22 protein-coding genes, 5 tRNA genes and 1 pseudogene are annotated in these 26751 nt (G+C 32.0%); 15 read left to right on the forward strand and 13 right to left on the reverse strand.

Annotated elements, in window-relative coordinates; genetic code table 11:
* Nucleotides 1–4: 4 nt before the first annotated feature.
* Nucleotides 5–718 carry a phosphoribosylaminoimidazolesuccinocarboxamide synthase gene (gene purC, locus BCI_RS00355; protein ID WP_011520282.1) on the reverse strand — a complete coding sequence of 238 codons (714 nt, stop codon included), beginning with the start codon at nucleotides 716–718 and terminating at the stop codon, nucleotides 5–7.
* 565 nt (nucleotides 719–1283) lie between these two features.
* Here purC and purM point away from each other — a divergent pair.
* From purM to ppk1, 3 genes are all read left to right on the forward strand, one after another.
* Entirely contained in the window at nucleotides 1284–2324 is a 1041-nt protein-coding gene (gene purM, locus BCI_RS00360) for a phosphoribosylformylglycinamidine cyclo-ligase (protein WP_041574877.1), read from the forward strand.
* Nucleotides 2321–2974 carry a phosphoribosylglycinamide formyltransferase gene (gene purN / locus BCI_RS00365; protein ID WP_041574912.1) on the forward strand — a complete coding sequence of 218 codons (654 nt, stop codon included), beginning with the start codon at nucleotides 2321–2323 and terminating at the stop codon, nucleotides 2972–2974. The genes purM and purN overlap by 4 nt, the downstream gene beginning before the upstream one ends.
* Nucleotides 2975–3184: 210 nt before the next feature.
* On the forward strand, nucleotides 3185–5272 hold the full coding sequence (ppk1, locus tag BCI_RS00370; protein WP_011520285.1) for a polyphosphate kinase 1: 2088 nt from the start codon (nucleotides 3185–3187) through the stop codon (nucleotides 5270–5272).
* A 27-nt stretch (nucleotides 5273–5299) separates the two neighbouring features.
* Here the strand turns inward: ppk1 and tkt are convergent, their stop codons facing one another.
* A complete protein-coding gene (gene tkt, locus BCI_RS00375; protein WP_011520286.1) occupies nucleotides 5300–7297 on the reverse strand; it encodes a transketolase in 1998 nt (665 codons plus the stop codon).
* A gap of 20 nt (nucleotides 7298–7317) precedes the next feature.
* Complete coding sequence (gene tal, locus BCI_RS00380; RefSeq protein WP_011520287.1) at nucleotides 7318–8271, reverse strand: transaldolase; 954 nt, start codon at nucleotides 8269–8271, stop codon at nucleotides 7318–7320.
* A 490-nt stretch (nucleotides 8272–8761) separates the two neighbouring features.
* Between tal and cysT the strand changes: the two genes are divergently transcribed.
* The 4 genes from cysT to BCI_RS00400 all read left to right on the forward strand — a co-directional run bounded on the left by cysT (nucleotide 8762) and on the right by BCI_RS00400 (nucleotide 12040).
* Nucleotides 8762–9592 (forward strand): sulfate/thiosulfate ABC transporter permease CysT, encoded by an 831-nt coding sequence (gene cysT / locus BCI_RS00385; protein ID WP_011520288.1) that lies wholly within the window; start codon nucleotides 8762–8764, stop codon nucleotides 9590–9592.
* Between the two features lie 2 nt (nucleotides 9593–9594).
* Nucleotides 9595–10443, forward strand: a complete 849-nt coding sequence (cysW, locus tag BCI_RS00390; RefSeq protein ID WP_041574878.1) for a sulfate/thiosulfate ABC transporter permease CysW — start codon at nucleotides 9595–9597, stop codon at nucleotides 10441–10443.
* A gap of 2 nt (nucleotides 10444–10445) precedes the next feature.
* Nucleotides 10446–11579: a sulfate/thiosulfate ABC transporter ATP-binding protein CysA gene (gene cysA, locus BCI_RS00395; protein WP_011520290.1), complete on the forward strand. Its 1134-nt coding sequence runs from the start codon at nucleotides 10446–10448 to the stop codon at nucleotides 11577–11579.
* Nucleotides 11580–11851: 272 nt separating this feature from the next.
* A complete protein-coding gene (locus BCI_RS00400; RefSeq protein ID WP_011520291.1) occupies nucleotides 11852–12040 on the forward strand; it encodes an RnfABCDGE type electron transport complex subunit B in 189 nt (62 codons plus the stop codon).
* Between the two features lie 101 nt (nucleotides 12041–12141).
* On the opposite strand, the gene tyrS is transcribed toward BCI_RS00400, so the two are convergent.
* From tyrS to slyA, 3 genes are all read right to left on the reverse strand, one after another.
* Nucleotides 12142–13416 carry a tyrosine--tRNA ligase gene (gene tyrS / locus BCI_RS00405; protein WP_011520292.1) on the reverse strand — a complete coding sequence of 425 codons (1275 nt, stop codon included), beginning with the start codon at nucleotides 13414–13416 and terminating at the stop codon, nucleotides 12142–12144.
* A 35-nt stretch (nucleotides 13417–13451) separates the two neighbouring features.
* Nucleotides 13452–14102 carry a pyridoxamine 5'-phosphate oxidase gene (pdxH, locus tag BCI_RS00410; protein ID WP_011520293.1) on the reverse strand — a complete coding sequence of 217 codons (651 nt, stop codon included), beginning with the start codon at nucleotides 14100–14102 and terminating at the stop codon, nucleotides 13452–13454.
* A gap of 233 nt (nucleotides 14103–14335) precedes the next feature.
* Entirely contained in the window at nucleotides 14336–14770 is a 435-nt protein-coding gene (gene slyA / locus BCI_RS00415) for a transcriptional regulator SlyA (protein WP_011520294.1), read from the reverse strand.
* Between the two features lie 403 nt (nucleotides 14771–15173).
* Between slyA and rnt the strand changes: the two genes are divergently transcribed.
* A complete protein-coding gene (rnt, locus tag BCI_RS00420) occupies nucleotides 15174–15830 on the forward strand; it encodes a ribonuclease T (RefSeq protein WP_011520296.1) in 657 nt (218 codons plus the stop codon).
* Between the two features lie 39 nt (nucleotides 15831–15869).
* Here the strand turns inward: rnt and grxD are convergent, their stop codons facing one another.
* Together grxD and BCI_RS00430 are read right to left on the reverse strand one after the other, a co-directional pair.
* Entirely contained in the window at nucleotides 15870–16229 is a 360-nt protein-coding gene (grxD, locus tag BCI_RS00425) for a Grx4 family monothiol glutaredoxin (protein WP_011520297.1), read from the reverse strand.
* A gap of 205 nt (nucleotides 16230–16434) precedes the next feature.
* Nucleotides 16435–17058, reverse strand: coding sequence for a riboflavin synthase (locus BCI_RS00430; RefSeq protein WP_011520298.1), 624 nt, complete (start codon nucleotides 17056–17058; stop codon nucleotides 16435–16437).
* Between the two features lie 151 nt (nucleotides 17059–17209).
* Between BCI_RS00430 and BCI_RS00435 the strand changes: the two genes are divergently transcribed.
* A tRNA-Val gene (locus BCI_RS00435) sits at nucleotides 17210–17286 on the forward strand.
* Nucleotides 17287–17453: 167 nt separating this feature from the next.
* Nucleotides 17454–17798 carry an LPP leucine zipper domain-containing protein gene (locus BCI_RS03250; RefSeq protein ID WP_011520299.1) on the forward strand — a complete coding sequence of 115 codons (345 nt, stop codon included), beginning with the start codon at nucleotides 17454–17456 and terminating at the stop codon, nucleotides 17796–17798.
* A gap of 156 nt (nucleotides 17799–17954) precedes the next feature.
* Here the strand turns inward: BCI_RS03250 and BCI_RS00445 are convergent.
* From BCI_RS00445 to BCI_RS00460, 4 genes are all read right to left on the reverse strand, one after another.
* A tRNA-Gln gene (locus BCI_RS00445) sits at nucleotides 17955–18026 on the reverse strand.
* 12 nt (nucleotides 18027–18038) lie between these two features.
* Nucleotides 18039–18115, reverse strand: a tRNA-Met gene (locus BCI_RS00450).
* 11 nt (nucleotides 18116–18126) lie between these two features.
* Nucleotides 18127–18197: transfer RNA gene (locus BCI_RS00455), tRNA-Gln, on the reverse strand.
* 51 nt (nucleotides 18198–18248) lie between these two features.
* Nucleotides 18249–18334, reverse strand: a tRNA-Leu gene (locus BCI_RS00460).
* Between the two features lie 143 nt (nucleotides 18335–18477).
* On the opposite strand from BCI_RS00460, the gene glnS reads away from it, so the two are divergent.
* Entirely contained in the window at nucleotides 18478–20148 is a 1671-nt protein-coding gene (glnS, locus tag BCI_RS00465; RefSeq protein ID WP_011520300.1) for a glutamine--tRNA ligase, read from the forward strand.
* Nucleotides 20149–20239: 91 nt separating this feature from the next.
* Here the strand turns inward: glnS and fldA are convergent, their stop codons facing one another.
* Nucleotides 20240–20770, reverse strand: a complete 531-nt coding sequence (gene fldA / locus BCI_RS00470) for a flavodoxin FldA (protein ID WP_011520301.1) — start codon at nucleotides 20768–20770, stop codon at nucleotides 20240–20242.
* Nucleotides 20771–20932: 162 nt separating this feature from the next.
* Between fldA and BCI_RS00475 the strand changes: the two genes are divergently transcribed.
* From BCI_RS00475 to tolB, 4 genes and pseudogenes are all read left to right on the forward strand, one after another.
* A complete protein-coding gene (locus BCI_RS00475; RefSeq protein WP_011520302.1) occupies nucleotides 20933–21679 on the forward strand; it encodes a Nif3-like dinuclear metal center hexameric protein in 747 nt (248 codons plus the stop codon).
* 354 nt (nucleotides 21680–22033) lie between these two features.
* Entirely contained in the window at nucleotides 22034–23215 is a 1182-nt protein-coding gene (sucC, locus tag BCI_RS00480; RefSeq protein WP_011520303.1) for an ADP-forming succinate--CoA ligase subunit beta, read from the forward strand.
* The gene (sucD, locus tag BCI_RS00485; protein WP_011520304.1) at nucleotides 23203–24087 is read left to right on the forward strand and encodes a succinate--CoA ligase subunit alpha; all 885 of its coding nucleotides are present in this window, start codon (nucleotides 23203–23205) and stop codon (nucleotides 24085–24087) included. The genes sucC and sucD overlap by 13 nt, the downstream gene beginning before the upstream one ends.
* Before the next feature lie 1070 nt (nucleotides 24088–25157).
* Nucleotides 25158–26458 (forward strand): annotated as a pseudogene (gene tolB, locus BCI_RS00490) (Tol-Pal system beta propeller repeat protein TolB).
* The last annotated feature ends 293 nt before the right edge of the window (nucleotides 26459–26751 follow it).

A 26751-nucleotide genomic window follows, 5' to 3' on the forward strand; every position in this document is an offset into this window, starting at 1 on the left:
GTAATTAAGTTAAAGATACACCAATACGTATAGCAACTTCTTCGTATGCTTCAATAACCCCGCCTAAGTTTTGACGTAAACGATCTTTATCCATTTTTTTCAAAGTTTTCTTATCCCATAATCGACTAACGTCTGGAGAAAACTCGTCACCAAGTATAATTTGGTTGTTAAATAAACCAAACTCAAGTTTAAAATCCACTAATATTATGCCTTTCTTATCAAAGATTTTTGTTAATATATTATTAGCATGCTTAGTCAGTTGTTGCATTCTTACTAAATTAGTATCACTTACCAAATTGAAAGTTGTACAGTATGAAGCGTTAATTATTGGGTCATGCATTGAGTCATTTTTAAAAAATAATTCTAATAGTGGGGGATTAAGAATCTGTCCTTCCTCTATACCTAAACGTCTTACTAGTGAACCAGCAGCTCGATTACGTATCACACATTCAACTGGAATCATATCTAGCTTCTTTACTAAAGTTTCATTATCAGATAACAACTGCTCTATTTGTGTAGGTATGCCTAGCTCTGCTAACTTATTCATAATAAAAAAATTAAACTTATTATTAATCATGCCTTTACGATCAAATTGTTTAATACACTGACCATCTAGTATTGAAATATCATTACGAAATTCTAGAATTAAAAAAGATGGGTGACTAGTATGATAAACTGTTTTTGCTTTACCACGATAAAACTCAGCTAATTTTTTCATCTATTAATTGACTCCTACAGAAAAATTTCTATTGAGAGATTATGCTAAAAATACTTTTTAATACTAGGTTCAGTACTATATGTAATTTATATTAACTTAGTCAGTTACGAGTATTTGTTAATTTAGTTATAGATATATTAGGCTAAAAATCAGAGTTGTATATTTTAAGTGACAGTAAAAAATTTTTTTGCCGAAATAAAAATTTCTTAATATATATTATAACTATTAGAATAATTTCTAATATTAATTAGATTACATATAAAAATTAGCAATTGGCTAAAACAGTAATCCGCATAAAAGTCATAGTTTAATTCTCTGAAATCTAATATGAGCTATAGCATTATTGTTTAGTTTATAACTAACTGAATTAATACCTTATCCTATTTAGTTATCAAATATAACTTACCTTATGTAATTGCAGATATGTTAAAATAAATAATATTATAAGATCGATTAATTCATCATTATAAAATATAATTTTTTATATTATTCTATCGAAAAGAACAACTAACACCATTAAACTTATTCAGTGCAAATTTCTATTAATAATAGATTTTTACCTAAAATGATTAACAAAAAATATTTGAACTATAAAGATGCAGGTGTAGATATTGATGCTAGTAATATATTTATTAAACGCATAAAAAATATCGTCCATAAAACTAAACGTCCCGAAGTTATGAATGAATTAGGTAACTTTAGTGCATTATGTGCTTTACCACAAAAGTACCATGAACCTATTTTAGTATCTAGCATCGATGGTGTTGGGACTAAATTACGCATAGCTATTGATCTCAAGCGATCTAATACTATTGGGATCGATCTAGTAGCTATGTGCGTTAATGATCTAGTTGTTAATGGTGCTGAACCTTTATTCTTTTTAGACTATTATGCTACGAGAAAACTTGATATAGATACAGCAACAGTAGTTATACAGAGTATTGCTGAAGGTTGCCAACAATCTGGTTGTGCGCTAGTTGGTGGTGAAACAGCAGAAATGCCTGGTATATACCAAGGTGAGGACTACGATATTGCTGGTGTTTGCATCGGAGTTGTTGAAAAAGCTAATATAATAGACGGTAGCAATATACAAAATGGTGATGCCTTGCTAGCCCTTGCATCTAGTGGACTACATTCTAACGGTTATTCGCTAGTACGCAAAATTATATCATGCTATAATATTGACCCTAATTCTATTCAGTTAGAAGGAAAATTACTAGCAGATCATTTACTTACTCCTACGCGTATATATGTTAAAACACTACTAGATCTAATAAAGCAGACTCAAGTAAATGCTATTATACATCTTACTGGTGGTGGTTTTTGGGAAAATATACCACGGATTCTACCAGTTAATACTCAAGCTATTATTTATGAAAATAGCTGGCAATGGCCAGCTATTTTCTGCTGGATACAACAGACTGGAAATATTAGCAATTATGAAATGTATCGTACTTTTAATTGTGGAGTTGGGATACTGATTATTATTCCTGCAAGTAGCAAAAAAAAGGTACTTAGTATACTATCTATACTCGGTGAAACTGCTTGGGTCATAGGTGAAATTCAGCAAAAAACAAGTGATAAACAGGTAATAATTTGCTCATAAAAAGGCTTGTAGTACTAATATCTGGTCAAGGAACTAACCTAAAAGCGTTAATTCAAGCCTGTCAGCAAAAAAAGTTAGCAGCACAAATTACCGCTGTATTGAGCAATAAAGCCAATGCTCAAGGATTAGCATATGCAGTAAACATGAATATACCTATACATACCTTAGATATTAATGATTTTACTGGAAGTAAGTCCTTTGATTATGCGTTGGCAGCAATAATTGATTATTATCAACCTGATATTGTAGTTCTAGCTGGCTATATGCGTATTTTATCAGCGGAATTTGTTTATCGCTACGCTGGGCGTTTATTGAATATCCATCCTTCACTCTTACCTTTATATCCAGGTTTGCATACTCACCGTAAAGCACTACAAAATGGTGATATTATACACGGAGCTTCAGTGCATTTCGTAACAAATATAGTAGATAGTGGTCCAGTTATATTGCAGGCACACGTTCCCATTTTATCTAACGATAACGAAATAACTCTAGCACAAAGAGTAAAAAATAAGGAACACGTAATCTATCCGCTAGTTATTAGCTGGTTACTAGCGGGTAGAATAGTACTACAAGAAAATACTGTATTTTTAGATGGTGTAGAACTACCCCCTACTGGTTACAATACTAATTTGCTTACTTTAAGTTAAGTTATTTTCACTATACGCTAAATCGATATTTTCAACTCTTTTTATCACTATATTAACATTCTTAATTTTAAGGGCATAAGCTAAGTACTATAATACTATTTATCTTTTAATACTAAGATAGCTTACGTTATAAGGCATCTAATTGTATTAGCAATTTGATATTGATGTATATAGTGCATAGCATAAATAGATGAATAGAGTAAAATGATTATGATGAAGAAAAAGCTATATATCGAAAAAGAATTGAGCTGGTTGTCTTTTAATGAACGAGTTTTACAAGAAGTAGCTGATCGTGATAACTCATTAGCAGAACGTATGCGATTTCTTAGTATTTATTACAGTAATCTCGATGAATTTTACCAAGTTAGATTTGCTAATCTCAAACACCGCATTTTAAGGAAAGAAGTAACAGGCATATGCAAAACATCAAGTTACATGCTAAAAACAATTCAGGATAAAGTTATATATGCTGAAAATAAATTAAATTATTTATACAATGAATTATTATCAGAGATAACCATACAGAATGATATTTCTCTAATCAATGAAACACAATTATCTCCTATTGATCAGAATTGGTTACGTAATTATTTTAAACAAAACTTACGACCATATATTAAACCAATTATTATCCAAAATAATACTAACTTAATGCTAATTTTGAAAGATAATTGTACTTATCTCGTGGTTGAGATTATTCAAGGTTTAAATATTAGCTATGCACTGCTCGAAATCCCTTCATTTAAGGCCAAAAGATTGATTCCAATACCAGATTCATCAAACAGATTAAATGTGAAAATAATACTATTAGATAATATATTACGTTATTGCTTAGATGATATATTCGCAGTTCTCTTTGACTATGATAAGCTTAATGCTTACTCAATGCAAATTACACGTGACTCCCAATGTAATATTTTAAATCAAGCTCAATATAGTCTACTTGAATTGATTTCATTAAGAATTAAACATCGACAAATATCCTCACCTGTGTGCTTAATATATCAAACAGATATGCCTAATCATATGGTTGAAATGCTAAAAAACAAACTAGGTATGTCTTCTTATGATTCTTTTATTCCAAGTTGGCATCATCATTATTTGAAAGAGTTTATGATTTTGCACTTTGTGAGCAATAATAATTATTATATCAATAAATATAAGCAACAATATGTGCGTAGTACCAGATTAGATCAGTCCCGTAACGTATTTGAGGTAATCCGCACGCAAGATATATTATTATATTTTCCTTACCATACCTTTAACCATATGTTAGAACTTCTACGTCAGGCTTCTTTTGATAAAAATGTTCTTTTAATTAAAATTAGTATTTACCGAGTAGCTAAACACTCGCATATTATCGATGCCATGATTCATGCAGCATACAATGGCAAAAAAGTCACAGTAGTAATTGAACTACAAGCACGTTTTGATGAAGAAGCTAATATTTGCTGGGCTAAGCAGCTAACGGAAGCGGGGGTACAAGTTATTTTCTCAATACCTGGTTTAAAAATACATGCTAAGTTATTTTTAATATCTAGACGTGAAGGTACCAAAATTGTTTATTATGCTCATATTGGTACTGGTAACTTTAATGAGAAAACTGCTAGTCTATATACAGATTATTCTCTTATTACTTCTGATACGCGCATTACTAAAGATGTAAGACAGGTTTTTAATTTTATTGAAAATCCATATCGACCGGTACATTTTGATTATTTAATGGTATCACCACAAAATGCACGTCAAATACTTTATCAGACAATTGATCAAGAGATGGTAAATGCACAAGCTGGTAAAAAAGCAGGCATTACGCTTAAATTAAATCACTTAGTCGATAAAGGTCTAATAGATCGCCTATATGTCGCATCTAGCAATGGGGTAAAAATAAATATTTTAGTCCGGGGAATGTGTTCATTGATTCCTGAAATACCGGGAATAAGTGATAATATCAGAGTAATTAGCATTATTGATAAATATTTAGAGCATGATAGGGTCTATGTTTTTGAAAACGGTGGCGATCAGACAGTATTTTTATCATCTGCTGACTGGATGCAGCGTAATATTGATGACCGTATTGAAGTAGCTGTACCACTCTTAGATCAACGTCTTAAGAAGCAGGTATTAGATATACTATCACTATTATTTAGTGATACTGTAAAAGCTCGATCTATTAATGCTAACCTGAGTAACAGCTACGTAAAACGCGGTAATCCGTCTCCTATACGTGCACAAATTGCTGTTTATAACTATATAAAACAATTAGAACAGACAAAATTACATTCTTATAAAAAATAAATCATAATAAAGTTATTAATTTTTTAATTATCGTGTTAATAGTATATGTGCTTTACTCAGTAAGTTATCAATGGTAAAACCAAATATGTTAAATAATTCTTCTGCTGGTGCTGACTTACCAAATGTAGTCATACCGATAATTATCCCATCTAGCCCTACGTACTTATACCAATAATCAGCAATGCTTGCTTCTATAGCAATACGTGCGGTTACAGTTGCTGGTAATACTAATTCGCGATATTCTTTATCCTGTTGATCAAATATATCAGTAGAAGGCATTGATACTATACGTACTTGCCTACCTTCATAGGTTAATCGCTGGTAAGCAGTTACTGCTAGCTCAACTTCAGAACCAGTAGCTATTATTATAAGTTCCGGTAATCCAACACAATTTTTTAAGATATAACCTCCACGAGCAATATTAGCTAATTGCTGCGCACTACGTTCTTGTTGAACTAAATCTTGGCGAGACAAAATTAGTGCTGTTGGACCATCATTACGTTCTATTGCTTGTTTCCAAGCAACGGCGGTTTCCACTTGATCACAAGGACGCCAAGTACTCATATTAGGGGTTATGCGTAAGCTCGCTAGTTGTTCTACTGGTTGATGAGTAGGACCATCTTCACCTAGACCAATAGAATCATGAGTATAAACCATAATATGCCGTGTTTTCATCATTGCAGCCATCCGTACCGCATTACGAGCATATTCAGCAAAAATTAAGAAAGTTGCTGTATAGGGAAGGAATCCTCCATGATGAGCAATACCATTACTAATAGCAGTCATGCCAAATTCACGTACACCATAGTGAATATAGTTACCTGCCAAATGCTCAACAATAGAAATAGATCTAGACCATAAGGTTAAATTACTGGGACTTAAGTCAGCTGAACCTCCGATAAGTTCTGGCAATATTGGACCAAATGCTTCTAAAACTTTTTGCGATGCTTTACGACTAGCAATTTTTTTGGGTTTATTTTGTAACTCTTCTATAATTTTTTTGCTTTCTACCCACCATTTCTCTGGAAGATGACCAGTCATTCTACGTTTTAATTCTTTAGCTAATTCTGGATAAGCTTTCTGATATAACGATAACTTATTATTCCATGTTCTTTCTTTTTGCTGTCCAGCTTCTTTAGCATTCCAGCCATCATAGATATCAGAAGGAATAATGAAAGGTGGCTCATGCCAATTAAGAGCTTTTCTAGTAAGCGTAATTTCCTGCTCTCCTAACGGAGCACCGTGCGTACTATGATGACCTGCTTTATTGGGTGCACCAAATGCAATAATAGTTTTACATATTAGTAATGATGGTTTATTAATAACCGCTCTCGCACTTTCTATACTAGCTTTTATTGCATTACTATCGTGTCCATCAACATTGCTTATTACGTGCCAACCATAAGCTTCAAATCTAGTAGCAGTATTATCACAGAACCAACCTTTTATATTACCGTCGATAGAAATGCCATTATCATCGTAAAAAGCAATTAATTTTCCCAGTTTCATGATACCTGCTAATGAACCTGCTTCATGGGAAATACCTTCCATCATACAACCATCACCTAAAAATACATAAGTATAATGATTGATAATTTCATGTTTTGGACGATTAAACTGTGCTGCTAAAGTACGTTCACTGATAGCTAATCCTACAGCATTAGCAAAACCTTGACCTAGTGGTCCAGTAGATATTTCTACGCCATCAGTATATCCATATTCTGGATGTCCAGGTGTTTTTGAGTCTAGCTGACGAAAATTTTCTATTTCTTTTAGAGATAGATTATATCCTGTAAGATGTAGGATGCTATATAATAGCATAGAACTATGGCCATTAGACAGAACAAAGCGATCGCGATTAAACCAGTTAGGGTTGGTCGGATTATGATTCATATAGTCACGCCATAATACTTCAGCGATATCAGCCATACCCATAGGTGCCCCTGGATGTCCTGAATTAGCTTTCTGTATAGCGTCTATACTTAAAAAACGGATTGCGTTAGCGAACGCTTTTCTTGATATCATCGAATAATTACTCCACAAAACTACAATTTTTTTGCTAAAATTTTTTCTATGTTATACTGATCTAACGCAAATTTACGTATCCCATCTGCTAATTGATCAACTGCCATTGCGTCTTGGTTATGTTCCCATCTGAATTGTGATTCAGAAAGTGGTATTGGCTTATGAAAAAATTTAGTTGCTGGAAATAGTTGACGTTCTACATGCTGATAGCTAGAACGTAATTTTTCTAGCAAAACTGGTGATATAGTTAAATAGTCACAGCCTGCTAATGCTAAAATCTGATCAATTTTACGAAAGCTAGCTCCCATAACAATAGTTTGATAGCGGTGCTGCTTATAATAGTCATAAATTTTATGTACTGATTTTACGCCTGGATCTTCTCTATCATAAGAATCTTCTGTTAAAAGTTTACGCTGATTATACCAATCATAAATACGACCAACAAAAGGTGAAATTAGATAAACATTAGCTTCAGCACAAGCTCGAGCTTGTGCAAATGAAAATATTAAAGTTAGGTTACAATTTATACCAGCTTTTTCTAGCTCTTCTGCAGCCTTAATACCTTCCCAGGTAGAGGCTAATTTTATTAGTACACGGGATTTATTAATACCTTGTTCTTGATATAAGCTCACTATTTTATGAGCATGATTTATGCACATATCACTATTAAATGAAAAGCGTGCATCAATTTCAGTTGATATACGTCCTGGTATAATTTTGAGTATTTCTAATCCTATATTAACAGCTAGTTTATCACTAGCAGCTCGCATTTTAGCATTGTGATTTCCACTTTGCTTACGAGCATAAGCTAATACATCTTCAAGCATATTTTGGTAATAACTTAAGCTAGTAGCTTTTAAGATTAAAGAAGGATTAGTAGTAGTATCCTGTGGTGTATAATGACGGATTAATTCGATGTCTCCACTATCTGCTACTATAGTAGTAAACTGTTTTAGGCTTTCTAATTGATTCATGGTTTACTCCATCAAGCTGATTAATCCCATATAAAAAGATATACAACATATTCATAAACAGGTAACTCTTAATGTTACCTTTTATGTTAGTAGTGTTATAGAACATCATTTCTTAACTGTATCATTAATACTAATATTAAGTAAGAATTTTGATATTTGAACATAATCTAACCTTAGGGCTTATAGCTTTTTACTCTTCTAAAGCACGAATCGATATATAAAATTGTTACATATTCTACATCAGTTATAAATACACTAGATAGTTATTTATAGTCATGTTACTTAAAATAATTGAGTAATATTCATATATTAAGTGAGATAACTATTTTTTACTAAGGAATCAACATCAATAACCTCCTAGCTAAAACAAATAGTGCCTTACTTCTAACTCGACTACTGTACTTTGTATTGTTAAGTAAAGGTTATTTAGAATGGAAAAAAAAATTAACTATAGTAGACAAAAAAATTTATTAATTATAGGTAGGTTGTAATGCTATCTCCAACGACTAACCATGTATTACCTGGCTTTAAGATTAGTCTAAGTAGTAGCCTATTATTTATAGGATTAATATTAATTCCACCTCTTAGTGCACTATTAATAGAATTAGCAAATATGAGTTGGGCTCAATATTGGACTATTATAACCAACCCAGAATTAATGGTAGCTTATAAAATAACTCTTATATCTGCTTCTATTGCTGCATTATTCAATGCTGTATTTGGTATGTTAATGGCTTGGATATTAACACGCTACCAATTTCCAGGTCGTATATTACTAGATAGTTTAATTGATTTACCATTTGCTTTGCCTACTGCTGTTGCTGGTCTAACGCTAGCAACACTATTTTCTACTAATGGCTGGTATGGTAGTTGGCTGATACCATTAGGTATACAGGTTTCTTATACATGGTTAGGTATTACTATTGCTATGGCTTTTACCAGCATTCCATTTGTTGTACGAGCTATACAGCCAGTTCTAGAAGAGCTAGGATCTGAATTTGAGGAGGCGGCTGATACATTAGGTGCTAAACGATGGCAGATCCTTATCTATATTATATTACCAGAGCTTATGCCAGCATTACTATCAGGTACTGCATTATCATTCACTCGTAGTTTAGGTGAATTTGGTGCTGTTATTTTTATTGCTGGTAATATAGCTTGGAAAACAGAAGTAACATCACTAATGATTTTCATTCGCTTGCAGGAGTTTGATTACCCAGCAGCTAGTGCTATCGCGTCTGTTATATTAATAACTTCATTACTACTATTATTCGCGATTAATATATTGCAATCACGTTTTGGTCGACGGTTAGGAGAATAAGAATGAATATGATCTCTACTCTGAATAATAGTCCACGCTATCCTCATCATTGGATTCAATGGCTATTAATTATAATCGGTACTCTTATGTCGATATTATTACTAGTCGTTCCTATATTATATATTTTTGTTGCTGCTTTATCGGAGGGATTACTAGCAGTTTGGCAAAATATTATAGATAAAGATATGTTACATGCTATTTGGCTAACCATATTAATTGCTGTTATTACAGTACCAATAAATATAGTTTTTGGTGTTTTTATGGCGTGGTTGGTAACACGTTTTAATTTTCGTGGTCGTCAGTTATTGCTAACGCTAATAGATATACCATTTGCTGTTTCTCCTGTAGTAGCAGGGTTACTTTACCTATTAGTATATGGAACTAATGGACCAATAGGGTCATGGCTAAATAAGCATAATTTACAAGTTATTTTTTCTCTACCTGGGATGGTTATGGTAACGATTTTTATTACCTGTCCATTTATAGTGCGTGAGTTAGTACCTGTTATGCTTAGTCAGGGTAGACAAGAAGATGAAGCAGCTATTTTACTGGGAGCATCAAGCTTACAGATGTTTCGTCTAATTACTTGGCCAAATATACGTTGGGCATTATTGTATGGCTTAATTCTAACTAATGCACGCGCAATTGGTGAATTTGGTGCTGTCTCTGTAGTATCTGGTTCTATTCGTGGCGAAACATATACCCTACCATTGCAAGTAGAATTACTGCATCAAGATTATAATAATATTGGTGCTTTTACTGCTGCGGCATTGTTAACTTTAATAGCAATATTCACTTTATTTATTAAAAGTCACGTTATGCGTAATACAGAACAGCAAACTAGGATCTAATTATGAGTATTACAATAGAAAATGTGAGTAAATTTTTTGATAATACTCAAGTATTAAATAATATATCTTTGGATATAAATTCTGGTCAAATGGTAGCTCTATTAGGGCCATCTGGTTCTGGTAAAACTACGTTGTTGCGTATTATAGCAGGTCTAGAACAGCATAATAGTGGTTATCTCCGTTTTTCTGGAAAAGATGTCAGCCGAATGCATGCTCGCGATCGTAATGTTGGTTTTGTTTTTCAGCATTATGCTTTATTTAGACACATGACTGTAGCAAATAATATTGCTTTTGGTCTGAAAGTATTACCACGTCGGTCACGTCCTAACATCAAGATTATAAATTATAAAGTTACTTGCTTATTAGAGATGATACAATTAGAGCATTTAGCTAACCGATATCCATCACAACTTTCTGGAGGACAAAAACAACGCGTAGCACTTGCACGAGCTTTAGCTATTGAACCAGAAATTTTATTATTAGACGAGCCATTTGGAGCTTTAGACGCACAAGTACGTAAAGAGCTACGTCGGTGGTTACGTAAGCTTCATGAAGAACTAAAATTTACTAGTGTATTTGTTACTCATGATCAAGAAGAAGCAATGGAAGTTGCCGATAAAGTAGTAGTCATGAGTAATGGTAATATTGAGCAAATTGGAACTCCGCAGGATGTTTGGTATGAACCAGCGAGTCGTTTTGTTTTAGAATTTATGGGTGAAGTAAACCATTTAGAAGGAGAAATACTGGGTTCACAGCTATTTATTGGGCCGCATCATTGGCAACTAAAATCTACCATAAGTTACCAGGGAAAAGTTGATTTATTTTTGCGACCTTGGGAAATAGAAGTAAGTAAACAATTAAGTATACGCTGTCCATTACTAGTACAGACAATTAATGTTAGTCCGCGCGGGCATTATTGGCAGTTTACTGTTCAGCCTTTAGATTGGCCACAAAATATGCTAACCGTAATTATTTCTCGTGAATTACCTAAGTTACCATCTTTAGGAACACGTTTTTATTTAGGTTGTTATAACGCTCGATTGTATGTAAGTAATCAAGCTATATCCAACGATAATAAGAAGATAGATAATCTAGGAACTATGTATGATCTCTTGAGTAAAGAGCTTACTAAATAACAATATTAAATTTTGAGTAAATATTTAATGAAGAAATAATATGAATTATTCATATGTATATATTAGCATAGACGAATTATTCGTTACTACAGGTTATGAATATTTTCATTTAATTGAAAACTTATAAAGATCAACTATATTGTTATTGCTGTTACTTCGTAGTTACAAATATCGCAAAAGAAAATAGTAACATGAATTATATCATAGTTATCCTGTTAAAAATAAAATTAAGTATAACTAATAAGAGATATCTACCTATATAACAAATATTTATGAACAAAAAACCAGTTGCATGGATTAATGAAATTGAATGTATTGGTTGCGCTAAATGTAGTCAAGTTTGTCCTGTCTCCGCAATTATTGGTACTCGTCGTATGGTACATACCGTATTACAAGATATTTGTACTGGTTGTGCTCGATGTATTAGTCCTTGTCCTACTAACTGTATACTAATAATATGATACTAGTTTCTATGAAAAAGATTTATTTACGACAAGATTAAGAGCTTTTATAGAAAAGCTAATATAAGTAAAATGGAAGGATAATTTTATCTTATTATCTATTACTGCCAATATAGTAAGCAATATTTCTTTTTACCACGTTGTAAAATTGTATAACGTTGATGTAAGCGATCAGCTTGACTAAAAACATAATTAATAGATGCTTGTTTTTTGCCATTAATAGCTATAGCATTAGAAATAATCATTTTACGGGCTTGTCCGTAAGAAGGAGCTAGTGATGCAGCTACTAGTGCTTGCGGTAAGTCAACATTCTGCGTTAAATTTACCATCGGAATTCCATCTTGTGCAAGTTGTATAAAATCATTTTCGGTAAGATGTTTAAATAAACCAGTAAAAAGACTAGTTGTAATACGCTGTGCAGCTGCTAATCCTTGATTACCATGTATCATACGTGTCATGTATTCTGCTAGTATATACTGAGCTCGTTGCCTATTTTCACTCATGTTATTTTGCTTTTCTATTGCTGTTATTTCAGCTAAAGACATAAAAGTAAAAAACTTTAGGAAACGATATACGTCATAATCGGTAGTATTGAGCCAAAATTGGTATAATTGGTATGGACTAGTTTTCTTAGGATCTAACCAAATAACATTATCCTCAGTCTTACCAAATTTTGTACCATCGGACTTAGTTAATAATGGAATAGTTAAACCATATATAGTTTGTTGATATATTTTCCTTGTTAAATCAATACCTGATAAAATGTTACCCCATTGGTCTGAACCTCCAATCTGGAGTATCACTCCATATTTTTGACTTAAGTAAGTAAAGTCATATCCTTGTAATAAATTATAAGAAAACTCTGCAAAGGAAATACCGCTTTCGTTTCTGTTCAAGCGTAGCTTAATAGCTTCTTTATTAATCATCTGGTTTATAGAGAAATTTTTACCTACTTCACGTAAGAATGTAAGTATATTCATTGATCTAAACCAGTCATAGTTATTAACGATAATTGCACTATTATTACTTTTATTAAAATCTAAGAAAAGTGATAGGTTTTTTTTTATTTTTTCTGACCAAAGATTAGTTGTATAAGTAGGATTTAACTTACGTTCAGTTAACTTAAAACTTGGGTCGCCTATAAGACTAGTAGCACCGCCAATCAATATAATTGGTCTATGACCAGCTAATTGAAAACGTTTAAGGCATAGTAATGGTAGTAAATGACCAACATGTAAGCTATCATTAGTCGGATCAAAACCACAATAGATAGAAATCGTTCCTTCATTTAACCGTTTAGCTAAACCTTTTTCATCTGTAATGTTAGCAATGAGATCTCGCTCCTGTAATTGTTGTATTAAGTTACTACTTGCCATCCATTAAATATATCCTTATGTTGTAAAAATTATTTTTATGGTGCTAGTCGGTCAATGCGCCAACCACTTGCTATACGTTGGTAAATAAATCGATCGTGTAATCGATATGCACCACCCTGCCAAAATTCCATAGAATCAATATGGACACGATAACCACCCCAAAAACTTGGCAAAGGTACCTTACCTTGATGAAAATAGTTATTAAATTTAAGAAAAGTACTTACTAGTGTATCACGTGTATCAATTAAACTCGATTGACTGGAAGCCCAAGCACTAATCTGACTATTTCTTGGACGACTGCTAAAATAATGCATAACTTCTTTTAGCGCTAATTGTTTAGCTGTTCCTAATACCATTACCTGTCGCTCTAAAGCATGCCAAGGAAAATGTAAGCTAATACGTGCATTGTGTGCTAAATGTTGTGCTTTACGGCTACCTAAATTTGTGTAGAATACCATTCCTTTAGCATCAAAATGCTTTAACAACACCAAACGTTGATAGGGTTGCCCAGTTTGGTCTACTGTTGCGACACTTACTACAGTAAGATCAAGCAATTGTGCAGTACTAGCTTGTCGGAACCAGCGTTCAAACAACTCCATAGGTTCTAGAGTTAAATCAGCACGACGTAACCTTTTATGGGTATACTCCCGTCGTATCTGGGCTATATTAATAGATTGTTTATTCATAAATAATATGATCTTCTCATTGAGAAACTAATAGTTATTAGTTCTAATAGTTATTAGAACTAATGAAGCTACTGATTAGATCGAGTTATATTACAGGTATGTAATTTCTTACCTCCCAAGTATTAAAATTATACTTTTATATTATTCAAGAATAGGAAAAATTGGGGTTTATCTTTACTTAGCATAAATATTTTAATAAACATATAATTTTTAATTAAAAAACTCTAGTCTAACTAAGATTTACTATAAAGCTCGAGAATATTTTTCTCTAATTGGTTAATTAGATCACTAAACAAACGAATATCCTCTTGGCTAATACCATTTAGGATTTTATCTCTAGTTTGAGAGATTACATGGTTAACTTCTGTGAGAAGTGGCTCTGCTGCTTCCGTTAGTTTTATTCTCTTTGCACGCCGATCGTTGGCACAGGTTTGCCGAGTAATTAATCCTTTCTCTTCTAGTTGATCTAGAGTACGTACTAAGGATGGCTGCTCGATACCAATAGCTTTTGCTAACTGAATCTGTGATTGTTCAGGAGGTAATTGACAAATATTATGCAAAGTTATCCAATGCGTTTGTGTTAATTCTAACGGTTTTAAGCGATGGTCAATTAAAGCGCGCCAAACTCTAACAAGTCGCGCTAGATCTGATCCTAATGGCGATTCCAATTTTCTCTCCTTAATAATTTGCAGCTGGATTCAGCTTAATCCCTTGAATTTAGTCTACAAATCTATTGTAGATACTTCTAAATATTCAATCTTATACTATTAGATAATATTTGATATACTCAAGATAGTAAATAGTATTTACGTGTAGTAAATAAATATCACTGTAATTAGCACTACTGACTAATAGCATTTAATATAACTAGTAAAATTTTTATAAATATATATTATAGTATCATATATATATAGCTTATTATATAAGTAATTTTATCTTAGTTATATTATTAATCTAATATTTTACTACTATTACTAACATATAAATTATTTACCCTTAACTCAGGTAAGTGCAAAGTTTAGTAAACTTTGCCATAATAACAACTACATTAGCTAATTATTTAGAAAAAGCATGGCTGAAAAAGACGAAGTAAATACTCTACGTGCCCGTTTTCGTGGTTTTTATCCTGTAGTAATTGATGTCGAAACCGCTGGTTTTAATTCTGGTACTGATGCTTTACTAGAAATTGCGGCCATAACTCTTCAAATGGACCATCATGGATGGCTAAAAACCCATAAAACTCTACACTTTAATATAGAACCTTTTCCTGGTTCCATATTACAACCAGAAGCACTAATATTTAATGGTATTGATCCAGATAATCCTTTACGTTATGCTGTTACTGAACGTGAAGCATTATATGAGCTATTTACAATAGTACATCAAGGAATAAAAGATGACGATTGTCATCGTGCTATTTTAGTTGCACATAATGCTGCTTTTGACCATAGTTTCCTAATGGCGGCGGCTAATCGCACAAAGATAAAGCATAATCCTTTCCATCCTTTTGCTACTTTTGATACTGCTGCTCTTAGTGGTTTAGTACTTGGTCAAACAGTATTATTAAAAGCTTGTTTGACCGCAGGAATACCTTTTAATACTAGTGAAGCACATTCAGCTTTATATGATGCTGAGCGTACAGCAGAACTATTCTGTGAACTAGTAAATCGCTGGAAACGTTTAGGTGGTTGGACTAAAGTGACTACTTCTAGTATCCACAGTGTATAATCTCAATTATTTGTATGATATTTATGGTAATAAATCTACCTAACTTATTTCTATTGGTTCATTGTAAGTATGACTAGGATATTTATTTATAGTCTTTTGAATAAGAATTTGTAGTTCACCATGCTGATACATTTCCATGACTATATCACAACCACCAATAAAATTACCGTCTACCCATAATTGAGGATAAGTAGGCCAGTTTGCTAACTTTGGTAACTCAGTACGAATATAGGGATTAGTTAATATATTAATATAAGCAAAAGACTTGCTACAATTAGATAATATTTGTACTGCTTGAGCAGAAAAACCACAGCTAGGTAATTTAGGTGAACCTTTCATATAGAGAAGAATAGGATATTCTGCTATTTGTTGCTGAAGTTGGCTAACAGTATTTATCATAAAATTATTTCCTTATAGTAATTAAAATCACTAAAAAGTTGTATTATATTATATTTTTAGTAACTATTAATTGATAATGATTTTGAATCATTAAAAATTATGCTCTATTTTCATTAGAAATATCAATCATAAAAGCTATTAGCTAATTATTAATTAAGAATATCTCGGTTAGAGAAAAATAGCTTCTCAATCATCTTAATTATATTCAACATTTTTCTTTCCAATATGTTGACAAATATTTCTCTACGGTATTTACCGTAGCATGTATCATTTGATCTATTTCAATATTTACTATTGCTTTAGTTTTTTTTTTGCCTAGCGTTGTACGATTTATCGTCTCAGGAATTAAATGTAGACAAAATATATTTTCTTTCACTTCTCCTACAGTTAAGCTAATACCATCAATACCAATGTAGTTCTTATATAGAATATATTTATGTAAAGTATGATCAGCTAAACGACACCAAATTGTCCGATTATTATTTAATGATTTAATTTTAATTAATTCTGCTGTACAAATGATATGGCCAGTCATAATATGACCACCTATTTCAGTATTAAAGTTAGCAGCACGTTCAATATTAACTTCATCACCTACCTGTAAGGTACCTAAGTTCGTTCTTTTAAGTGTTTCTTTAACAATATCAAAACTAACTAAGTTATTGTTAATATTAGTAACAGTTAAACAACAACCATTATTAGCTACCGATGCACCATTCGTTAGTCCTTGTAGTAAAGAATCTGGTAATTTAACTTGATAAGTACGAAAATTACATTTTTTGGTTATTGAAGTAAGTTGTGCGATACCTTGAATAATACCTGTAAACATAAATTTACCTCAAAATTTTTTAATTTCCCTTTATATTCTAAATTTTCTAATAAAAATACTATTGTCTCTTACCAGTAAGCCAGTTAATATTATGGATTATTATGAATTATATTAAATAGCTATTATGAATCATATAAATAACTCAATATATACGTCCGTAGCTCAGTTGGTTAGAGTACTACCTTGACATGGTAGGGGTCGGTGGTTCAAATCCACTCGGGCGTACCAATTGTAGATATCTCTACCTAATCTAGGATAAGATTAAAGTAATTAAATGACTAATTTCATTAGTATCTATATATAAAAAGTATTTTTATCTAATAGATATAGGTATATTTCTTCTTTTAAAGAAGATTTCAATTAAAACTTATATATAACTTAAGAGGATCTCAATTATGACTTTGAATAAATTAGTATTAGGTGCCGTGATGCTTAGTTCTACATTAATGGCTGGTTGTTCTTGTAGCGAACAAATAGATAAACTAAATTCTAGTATTAAATCTAATATAAAAACCTTAGATACTAAGTTTGAGCAAAAGTTTAATCAGATCAATAGGGACGTTCATACTATACAAACTGATATAAAGTCAGCTAAAGACGAAGTTGCTACTATGCAAACTGATATGAAATCAGCTAAAGACGAAGTTGCTACTATGCAAACTGATATCAAGTTAGCTAAAAGCGAAGCTGCACGTGCTCACATAAGGCTTAACAATCAATCCTCTGCTTATCATAAATAAAACAGGTACACCAACCAGAGACTAGCGTAAAGTATGCGCTAGTCTCACTATGATCACTTCTCTAAAAAACATATTTACCTCTTCATCTTGCTATTTGATAAGATTCGTAAAATAGTTAAGTTAAAAGTTTTAAAAATTATTGTAGGCTAGGGAATACTGGGGTACTAGGATTCGAACCTAGGAATGCCGGAACCAGAATCCGGTGCCTTACCACTTAGCTATACCCCAAGTCTAATTTAATGGTAGCTACGACGGGATTTGAACCTGTGACCTCAGCATTATGAGTGCTGTGCTCTAACCAACTGAGCTACGTAGCCTAATAAAAGGGCTGGGATACCAGGATTTGAACCTGGGATGGCGGGATCAAAACCCGCTGCCTTACCACTTGGCTATATCCCAATATTATATTAGCAAGCTAGACAGTAGAGATATATAATATATATTATATGTTGGTACGGGAGGCGAGACTTGAACTCGCAAAACCTTACGGCGCCAGAACCTAAATCTGGTGCGTTTACCAATTACGCCACTCCCGTATGTTATTACATTATTCATAGAGAATATAAGATTTACTAAACTTCAGTCAACAATTTTTTATTAAGCCTAATACTTTGGTTTTATCTATTGATTGAATATATAAGATAAATATTTTTACCCTACGTTTATGAAGTAGATTAATATGAGTCAAGCTAATTTAAATAACTTTATTATTAAGATAATTGATAGAGATATTGCATCTGGTTTGCATAAATCGGTACGTACTCGTTTTCCTCCTGAACCTAATGGTTACTTACATATTGGACATGCAAAATCTATTTGTCTGAATTTCGGTATAGCAGAGCATTACCAAGGACAGTGTTATTTGCGATTTGATGATACGAATCCTGTCAAAGAACATACTGAATTTATTGAATCAATGAAGAATGATATATTATGGTTAGGATTTCATTGGAGTGGTGAAATTCACTATTCTTCGGATTATTTTGATCAATTATATAGCTATGCAATAGAACTAATTCATAAGGGACTAGCTTATGTTGACCATTTGTCTGTTAATCAAATACGTGATTATCGCGGAACATTGACAAAACCAGGTAAAAACAGTCCTTACCGTGATCGGAGTATCGATACTAATATCGCATTATTCGACAAAATGCGTAGAGGAGAATTTAAAGAAGGTAGTACTTGCTTACGTGCTAAAATTGATATGACATCACCATTTATAGTCATGCGTGATCCAGTATTATATCGTATTAAATACGTAGACCATCATAGAACTGGAAATAAGTGGTGCATTTATCCTATGTATGATTTTGCACATAGTATTTGTGATGCTATAGAAGGTATAACACATTCTTTGTGTACTCTTGAATTTCAAGATAACCGTCGTCTTTATGATTGGGTTCTTAATAATATTAGTCTGAATGTGTATCCGCACCAATACGAATTTTCAAGGCTAAATATCGAACATACCATCATATCTAAACGTAAATTACATTTACTCGTAAGCAAAAATGTTGTTACCGGTTGGGATGATCCACGTATGCCAACAATTGCTGGACTTCGACGCAGAGGTTATACTGCAGCTTCAATTCTAGAATTTTGTCGTAGGATAGGTATTACTAAGCAAGATAATAATGTAGAAATATCGGCATTAGAAGCCTGCATTCGCGAAGATTTAAATGAAAGTGCACCACGTGTTATGGCTGTTATTAATCCTATTAAGGTAATTATTAATAATTATCCAGTGGGCTATAAGGAAAATATTATGATGCCTAACCATCCTAATAAGCCAGAGTTTGGTCAGCGCAAGGTTACTTTTAGCCGTGAAATTTATATTGATTGTACCGATTTCCGCGAGAATAATTGTAATCAGCAATATAAACGCTTAATACTTGGTCAACAAGTACGTCTACGTTATGCTTATGTAATTGAAGCAGAACGAGTTGAAAAAAATGAACAAGGTAATATTACAATAATTCATTGTAGTTATTATAAAAATAGCTTAAATCAAACATTAGATGATAGTTATAAAGTTAAAGGTGTTATTCACTGGGTTTCTGCTATTGACTATATAGCAGCAGAATTTAGATTTTACGATAAATTATTTTCTGATCATAATCTAGCATCAACAGACGATTTTAATGTTAGTCTTAACCATAGATCTTTAATTATTTACCATGGAGTAATAGAAACTAGCTTTTTACCCTTACTTAAGTCAGGTAAAATTAATTATTTTCAATTCGAACGTGAAGGCTATTTCTGTACTGATAGTAAAGATTGTAGCAAATTACAACCAGTATTTAATCGCATAGTAGGATTACGCAATAATTGGTTAGCTAAGAGCTAAAATTAGACAATTACCAATCTAATCTATTACCATAGATGATTAAAAATCTAATGTTTTTCTTGATTACTAAATTTAGTAGTATTTAAGCTAATTATTTTTGTATTCCTAAAGAATACCATTCATTCTGTATCTGTTTAACCCAATTAACTACTCTAGTAGTAGTTAATTCTGGTTGACGGTCTTCATCTATAGCTAAGCCAATAAAATTGTTTTCATTTGCTAGGCCCTTCGATGTTTCAAAATTATAGCCATCGGTAGACCAGTGCCCAACTATAGTTGCACCATTTGCTTCTATGATATCACGTAAAGTACCCAATGCATCACAAAAATACTCAGCATAGTCTTCTTGATCACCACAACCAAATAAAGCTACTATTTTTTTTGAAAAATTGATTTCTTTCATTGTAGGCAAAAAGTCGTCCCAGTCACACTGTGCTTCTCCGTAATACCAGGTTGAAATACCAAGTAAGAGTAAATCATACTTATCTAAATCTTCTTTTGTACTGATAGCTATGTCAAAAAGATCAACATTAAAATCTATACTTAATTGTTTTTGAATCATCTTAGCAACATTTTCTGTATTACCAGTATCACTACCAAAAAAAACACCAACTCTAGTCATGAAAACCTTTACCTATTGAATTTGTTATTAAAAGATAGTTTTATATCTCATAACATAAGTATAGCATGAAAAATAATGATACTGCTTTTTAGGTAGCTAAGCTCACAAAAATAAATAGATATAAAAAAAGATATATAATATAAGCAATAGGATCTTCCATATATGCGTAATACTGATCTCGAAAAAATCATTAACAAAAAACTTAATAGCGAATCGTTCCAGGATTACATACCTAATGGTTTACAAGTTGAGGGTTGTAAGGAAGTACGACGTGTAGTAACAGGTGTAACAGCTTGCCAAAAGTTACTAGATATAGCATTAGCACAGCAAGCTGATGCTATTATTGTACATCATGGATACTTTTGGAAAAATGAATCATTAGTTATTCATAGGATGAAACGTCAACGTCTAAAAACTTTATTAGCAAATAATATTAATCTATATGCTTGGCATTTGCCACTAGATACTCATCCAGAAATAGGTAATAATGCTCAGTTAGCAGTAACATTAGGAATTAATGTAACAGGTATGTTGATTCCCCCTCTTGTTCTACAAGGCGAGTTTCTTACTCCACTTAGTGGTAAATTACTACACCAGAGGTTAGAAAAAACTATGGCGCGTACTATATTACATTATGGTGATAATGCACCAATGTATATAAAAAAACTAGCTTGGTGTTCTGGTAGAGGTCAAGGGTTTCTAGAACAAGCAGCATATGCAGGTATGGATGCTTTTATTAGTGGTGAAGTATCTGAGCAAACAATTCATATCGCTCAAGAAATGGGGTTACATTTTTATGCCGCAGGACATCATGCAACAGAACGAGGTGGTATTTATGCACTGGGTGAATGGTTATCTAATAAATATAATCTAGATATTACTTTTATTGATATCGCTAATCCCGTCTAATATAGAAATGAATTTTATCTATCTCGACATAAGAAAGTTTCCATTATTTACATCTATTATGTATTTATTTCATCTGATTCATCTCAGATGAAATGAATTAAACAAAAATTTTATCCTAATTTTTTAAATATATTGATTATATTTTATATATATGTGTATACTACATAAGTATATAGTATAATACTATTATTAATTAATAAAATTTCAATTATTATTTATATAAAAATAATATTTTTAATTGCATTACTTAATACTAAGTATACCATATATTTTTATATATGAAATATAATTTCCCCAGTTAACTATATCTATGACTATTTCATATTTACACCAAAAATAAATACATAAAATAAAATGAAGCTACATGAATATCAGGCAAAAATGCTCTTTGCTCAGTATGGTATACCTATACCTAAAGGATTAGTTTGTACAACACCAAATGAAGCAAAAGAGTCAATTGCTGTTATTGGTTATGGTCCTTGGATAGTAAAATGTCAAGTACATGCAGGTGGTAGAGGTAAATCTGGTGGAGTTAGGATTGTTAGATCAAAAGAAGAAATCCAAGAATTTGCTAAACAGTGGTTTGGTAAGCATCTTATTACTGAACAAACTAACCATATAGGTCAACCAGTTAGTAAGATTTTAGTGGAAGCTGCTATTGATATTGCTCAAGAATTATATTTAGGTTGCTTAGTAGATCGTAGTAATCAGTGTATTAAATTTATAGCATCTATACAAGGAGGTATAGATATTGAGAACATTGCAAAAGAAAAACCACATCTTCTTCATCAAATTATATTAGATCCACTAATAGGTCCACAGTTATACCAAAGTCGTGATCTAGCTTTTAAAATAGGTCTATCAAGTAAAAAACAAATTAACCAATTTAATAAAATTTTTATGGGATTAGCAACCTTATTTTTAGAAAAAGACCTAGTAATGGCAGAAATTAATCCGCTGGTTATTACTCGTTTAGGCGATCTAATTTGCTTAGATGGTAAGCTACATGTTGATAGCAATGCTCTATTCCGTCAACCTGAACTATGTAAAATGCTTGATCCTAGTCAGGAAGATAAGTGCGAAACTTATGCTAAACAACATAATCTTAATTATATAGCTCTAAATGGTAATATAGGTTGTCTGGTCAACGGAGCTGGCTTAGCAATGAGCACTATAGATATGGTAAAATTCTATGGTGGAGAACCAGCTAACTTTTTAGATGTAGGTGGTAGAGTTACTCAAGAAAAGGTTACTAAAGCATTTCAAATTATACTTTCAGACAAAAAAGTAAAAGTCATACTAGTAAATATTTTTGGTGGTATTGTTTGTTGTGATGTAATAGCTAAAGGTATTATTAATGCTAGATTAGAATCTGGCATTAATATACCTGTTATCGTCCGGTTAGAAGGTAATAACGCAAAACAAGGTATTCAACATTTAGTAAATAGTATCTTAAATATAAGAATAGCTACTAATTTAACTACTGCCGCTAAACAAGCGGTAGCTTTAGTTGAGGGTAAGCAATGTCTATTCTAATTAATAAACATACTAAAGTAATTTGTCAAGGTTTAACTGGTAGACAAGGTAGTTTTCATTCGGCACAAGCACTTGCTTATGGTACTAAAATAGTTGGTGGTGTTACACCTGGTAAAGGTGGTACTTACCATCTTGGTTTACCTGTATTCAATACAGTACGTGAAGCTTGCTACCAAACTTGTGCTACTACTTCTGTTATTTATGTTCCTGCTCCTTTCTGTAAAGATGCTATTTTAGAAGCAATTGATGCTGGTATTCAGCTGATCATCTGTATCACAGAAGGTCTTCCTATACTTGATATGCTGGTGATTAAAGCTAAACTAAAACAACGTAATGTACGTATGATAGGACCAAATTGTCCTGGAATAATAACTCCGGGTGAATGTAAAATTGGTATTATGCCTGGTCATATTCATCAGCCAGGTAGAATAGGTATAGTTTCTCGTTCTGGTAGCCTAACTTACGAAGCAGTAAAGGAGACTAATGATACTAATCTTGGTCAGTCAAGTTGCGTTGGCATCGGAGGTGATATCATTTTAGGTTCTAATTTTATTGATATAATTAAATTATTTGAGTTAGATCCACAAACAGAAGCAATTATACTAATTGGTGAAATTGGTGGTGATGCAGAAGAAGAAGCTGCAATTTATATTAAAAATCATATTACTAAACCGGTTGTAGGTTATATTGCAGGTTTCACAGCACCTCAAGGTAAACGTATGGGACATGCTGGTGCTATCATTACTGGAGGTAAAGGTTCAGCTAAAGAAAAATTATTATTATTGGAAGCTGCGGGCATTAATACTGTACGTAGTCTAGCTGATATTGGACAAGTACTAAAGCGTATTTTGTTAAAGACTAACGGAATATAGTGATATTTTTTAAATAGCTTAGTTTACTTAAATTATATATTCAGTTATTTACGCCAAATAATTAATAATAACGTATTTCTTCTTGTATGAGAAGAACATTAATTTATTTATGAGCTTACTCAATAACTCTTACTAACAAGTTATATTTTGTTAGTGATTATAGAAGTCAATGAAAGTGATAAGTATATGCTAGTAATGAATTATACTATCAGTCAAAAATAACTGTTATCTAAAAAATAATTGCAGAATTACAAGCAATAATAACTGCTAATTCTGAAACCTATTTGTTAATATATGGAGCTAAAGAAATACCTGATGATAATATGATAAAAAGAATATTATGATGTTTAACCTACTAGATCAAAGAGGTGTCCAATATGTTAGATTACTGTAAGATATTAGCTAATAATTGACTGTTATGGTATTTAAATTAAATATTATCTCGTGCTATTACTCTAGCCATAGCATTACACTGTATTATTCTTCTTCCGGTAATTATTAGCTTCAATTATCAATATCCAACCAACTAGTTGGCATTTACAGTAATTAGCGCAGAACAAAAATAGTATCACTTAACAAGTAGTAGCCCATGTAATCAATACAAAATCGCATCATTCACAGTAAAAAGCTAGAGCCATTGCAATTATCTTCTATCTGTTAGATAGAAAATACTGCTAATTAAAAAATGAAGCTCAATCATCTATTCAAATAGATAATTTTATTCATTATCTAATCTAACCATAGTTCGTGATGCTATTAGTAAAAATTACTATATTACTAGTAGTTTTAAAGGTTAAACATGTAATTGACGCATAAAATTAGCACCAAATGGTATGTTAATATTGGTAATACCTAGCAGAGGTAACCTAAAGCTATGTAAAGCAGCTGTATTTGCTGCAAAGTAAGCTACCCTTCCTAAGCCTCCAAACTAGTAGGTTTATGAAATTATTAAAGATACTACTATTAGCTTACTTGCCTTAGTAAGTATCCTAAATATTAAACTAAATATTCTCTTGTTAATTATATTAACCTAATCTTAATTTAGGAATTCGGTTTAGGAAACAAACAGAATGATATTCATATATCGAATATCATTCTGTTTATTTTACTTGTGGTCTTTGACTGTACACGCCGAAGTACATATAAAAATTACTACCGGTGTAGATTCTGCACGTCCTATTGGTATAGTACCGTTTAAATTGTCTGGTTTAGATATTGTACCAGAAAATATCAGTGATATTATCACAAATGACTTGTATAATAGTGGTCAATTTAATCCTATAGATAAATCATATATACCAGAACAACCAACCGTTTCATCAGAAGTAACTCCAGAAGTATGGAGGAAGCTAGGTATTTATACTGTAATAGTTGGGCAAATCGAACCTAGTACAGACGATAGTTATATTGTCTTCTATCAGCTTGTAGATACTTCAAGTAAAACTGGAGTAATACTAGGACAAAATAAGTATAAAGTCAAAAAAAATGGCTACGTTATGCAGCTCATGCGGCTAGCGATGAAATTTTTGAAAATATTACTGGTATAAAAGTTGTTTTTCGTACCCGTATTGCTTATATAGCACATATAAGTAGTAATTATGCTTATCCTTATGAACTACGTATTGCTGATTATGATTGTTATAATCAAAAGTTAGTGTATCATTCTGCCGAACCATTAATGTCACCAGTATGGCTGCCGGATGGTCGTAATATTGCTTATGTTTCGTTTAAAAAAGGTAATTCCTTACTAGTAATACAGACATTAGATAATGGAACTATTAGTAAAGTTATTAGTTTTCCTCAACATAATGGTGCTCCTACTATATCACAAGATGGTAGCAAACTAGCATTTGCTTCATCAAAAATAGGGAGTCTTAATATATACGTAATGGACCTTATATCCGGTAATATTAATCAAATAACTCATGAACGCAGTAATAATACAGAACCTAGTTGGTTCCTTGATAACCATACTATTGCATATACATTAGATCAATGTGSTAATCCACAAATATATAAAATTAATCTAACTCAAGGTCATTCGCAACGTTTATCTTGGAAAGGATCAAAAAATCAAAATGCTAATGTTAGTATAGATGGTAAATTTCTAGTGCTGGTTCATAGTGATCATGGTAGCATACAGCATATTGCTAAATTAAATCTCAAAAACGGAGATATTCAAGCATTAACGGATAGCTTTCTAGATGAGACACCTAGTCTAGCACCTAATGGTACAATGATTATTTATAGTAGTGCTTCACAGAAGTTAGGATCTAGTTTACAGATAGTATCAACTAATGGTTATTTTAAAAGATGTATTTTAACAATAACTACTGGAAGATTAACAGGTCCTACCTGGTCACCTATATGATCAAGTAATATTAATATACTCGTAATAATATGGATATAAAATGCAAAGTATAAAAATGATTATAAACCTAATATTATTAGGATTTATTAGTTTAATAACAGGATGTACTCATCCTCAACCAGTTAATAATGATTTTAAATCATCTGTAAATAAAGATATTAAGGTTAAGGAAGAAAAGGTTAAGGAAGAAAAGGTTAAGGAAGAAAAGGTTAAGGAAGAAAAGGTTAAGGAAGAAAAGGTTAAGGAAGAAAAGGTTAAGGAAGAAAAGGTTAAGGAAGAAAAGGTTAAGGAAG

The organism is Baumannia cicadellinicola str. Hc (Homalodisca coagulata) (assembly GCF_000013185.1).
Taxonomy (GTDB): Bacteria; Pseudomonadota; Gammaproteobacteria; order Enterobacterales; family Enterobacteriaceae; genus Baumannia; species Baumannia cicadellinicola_E.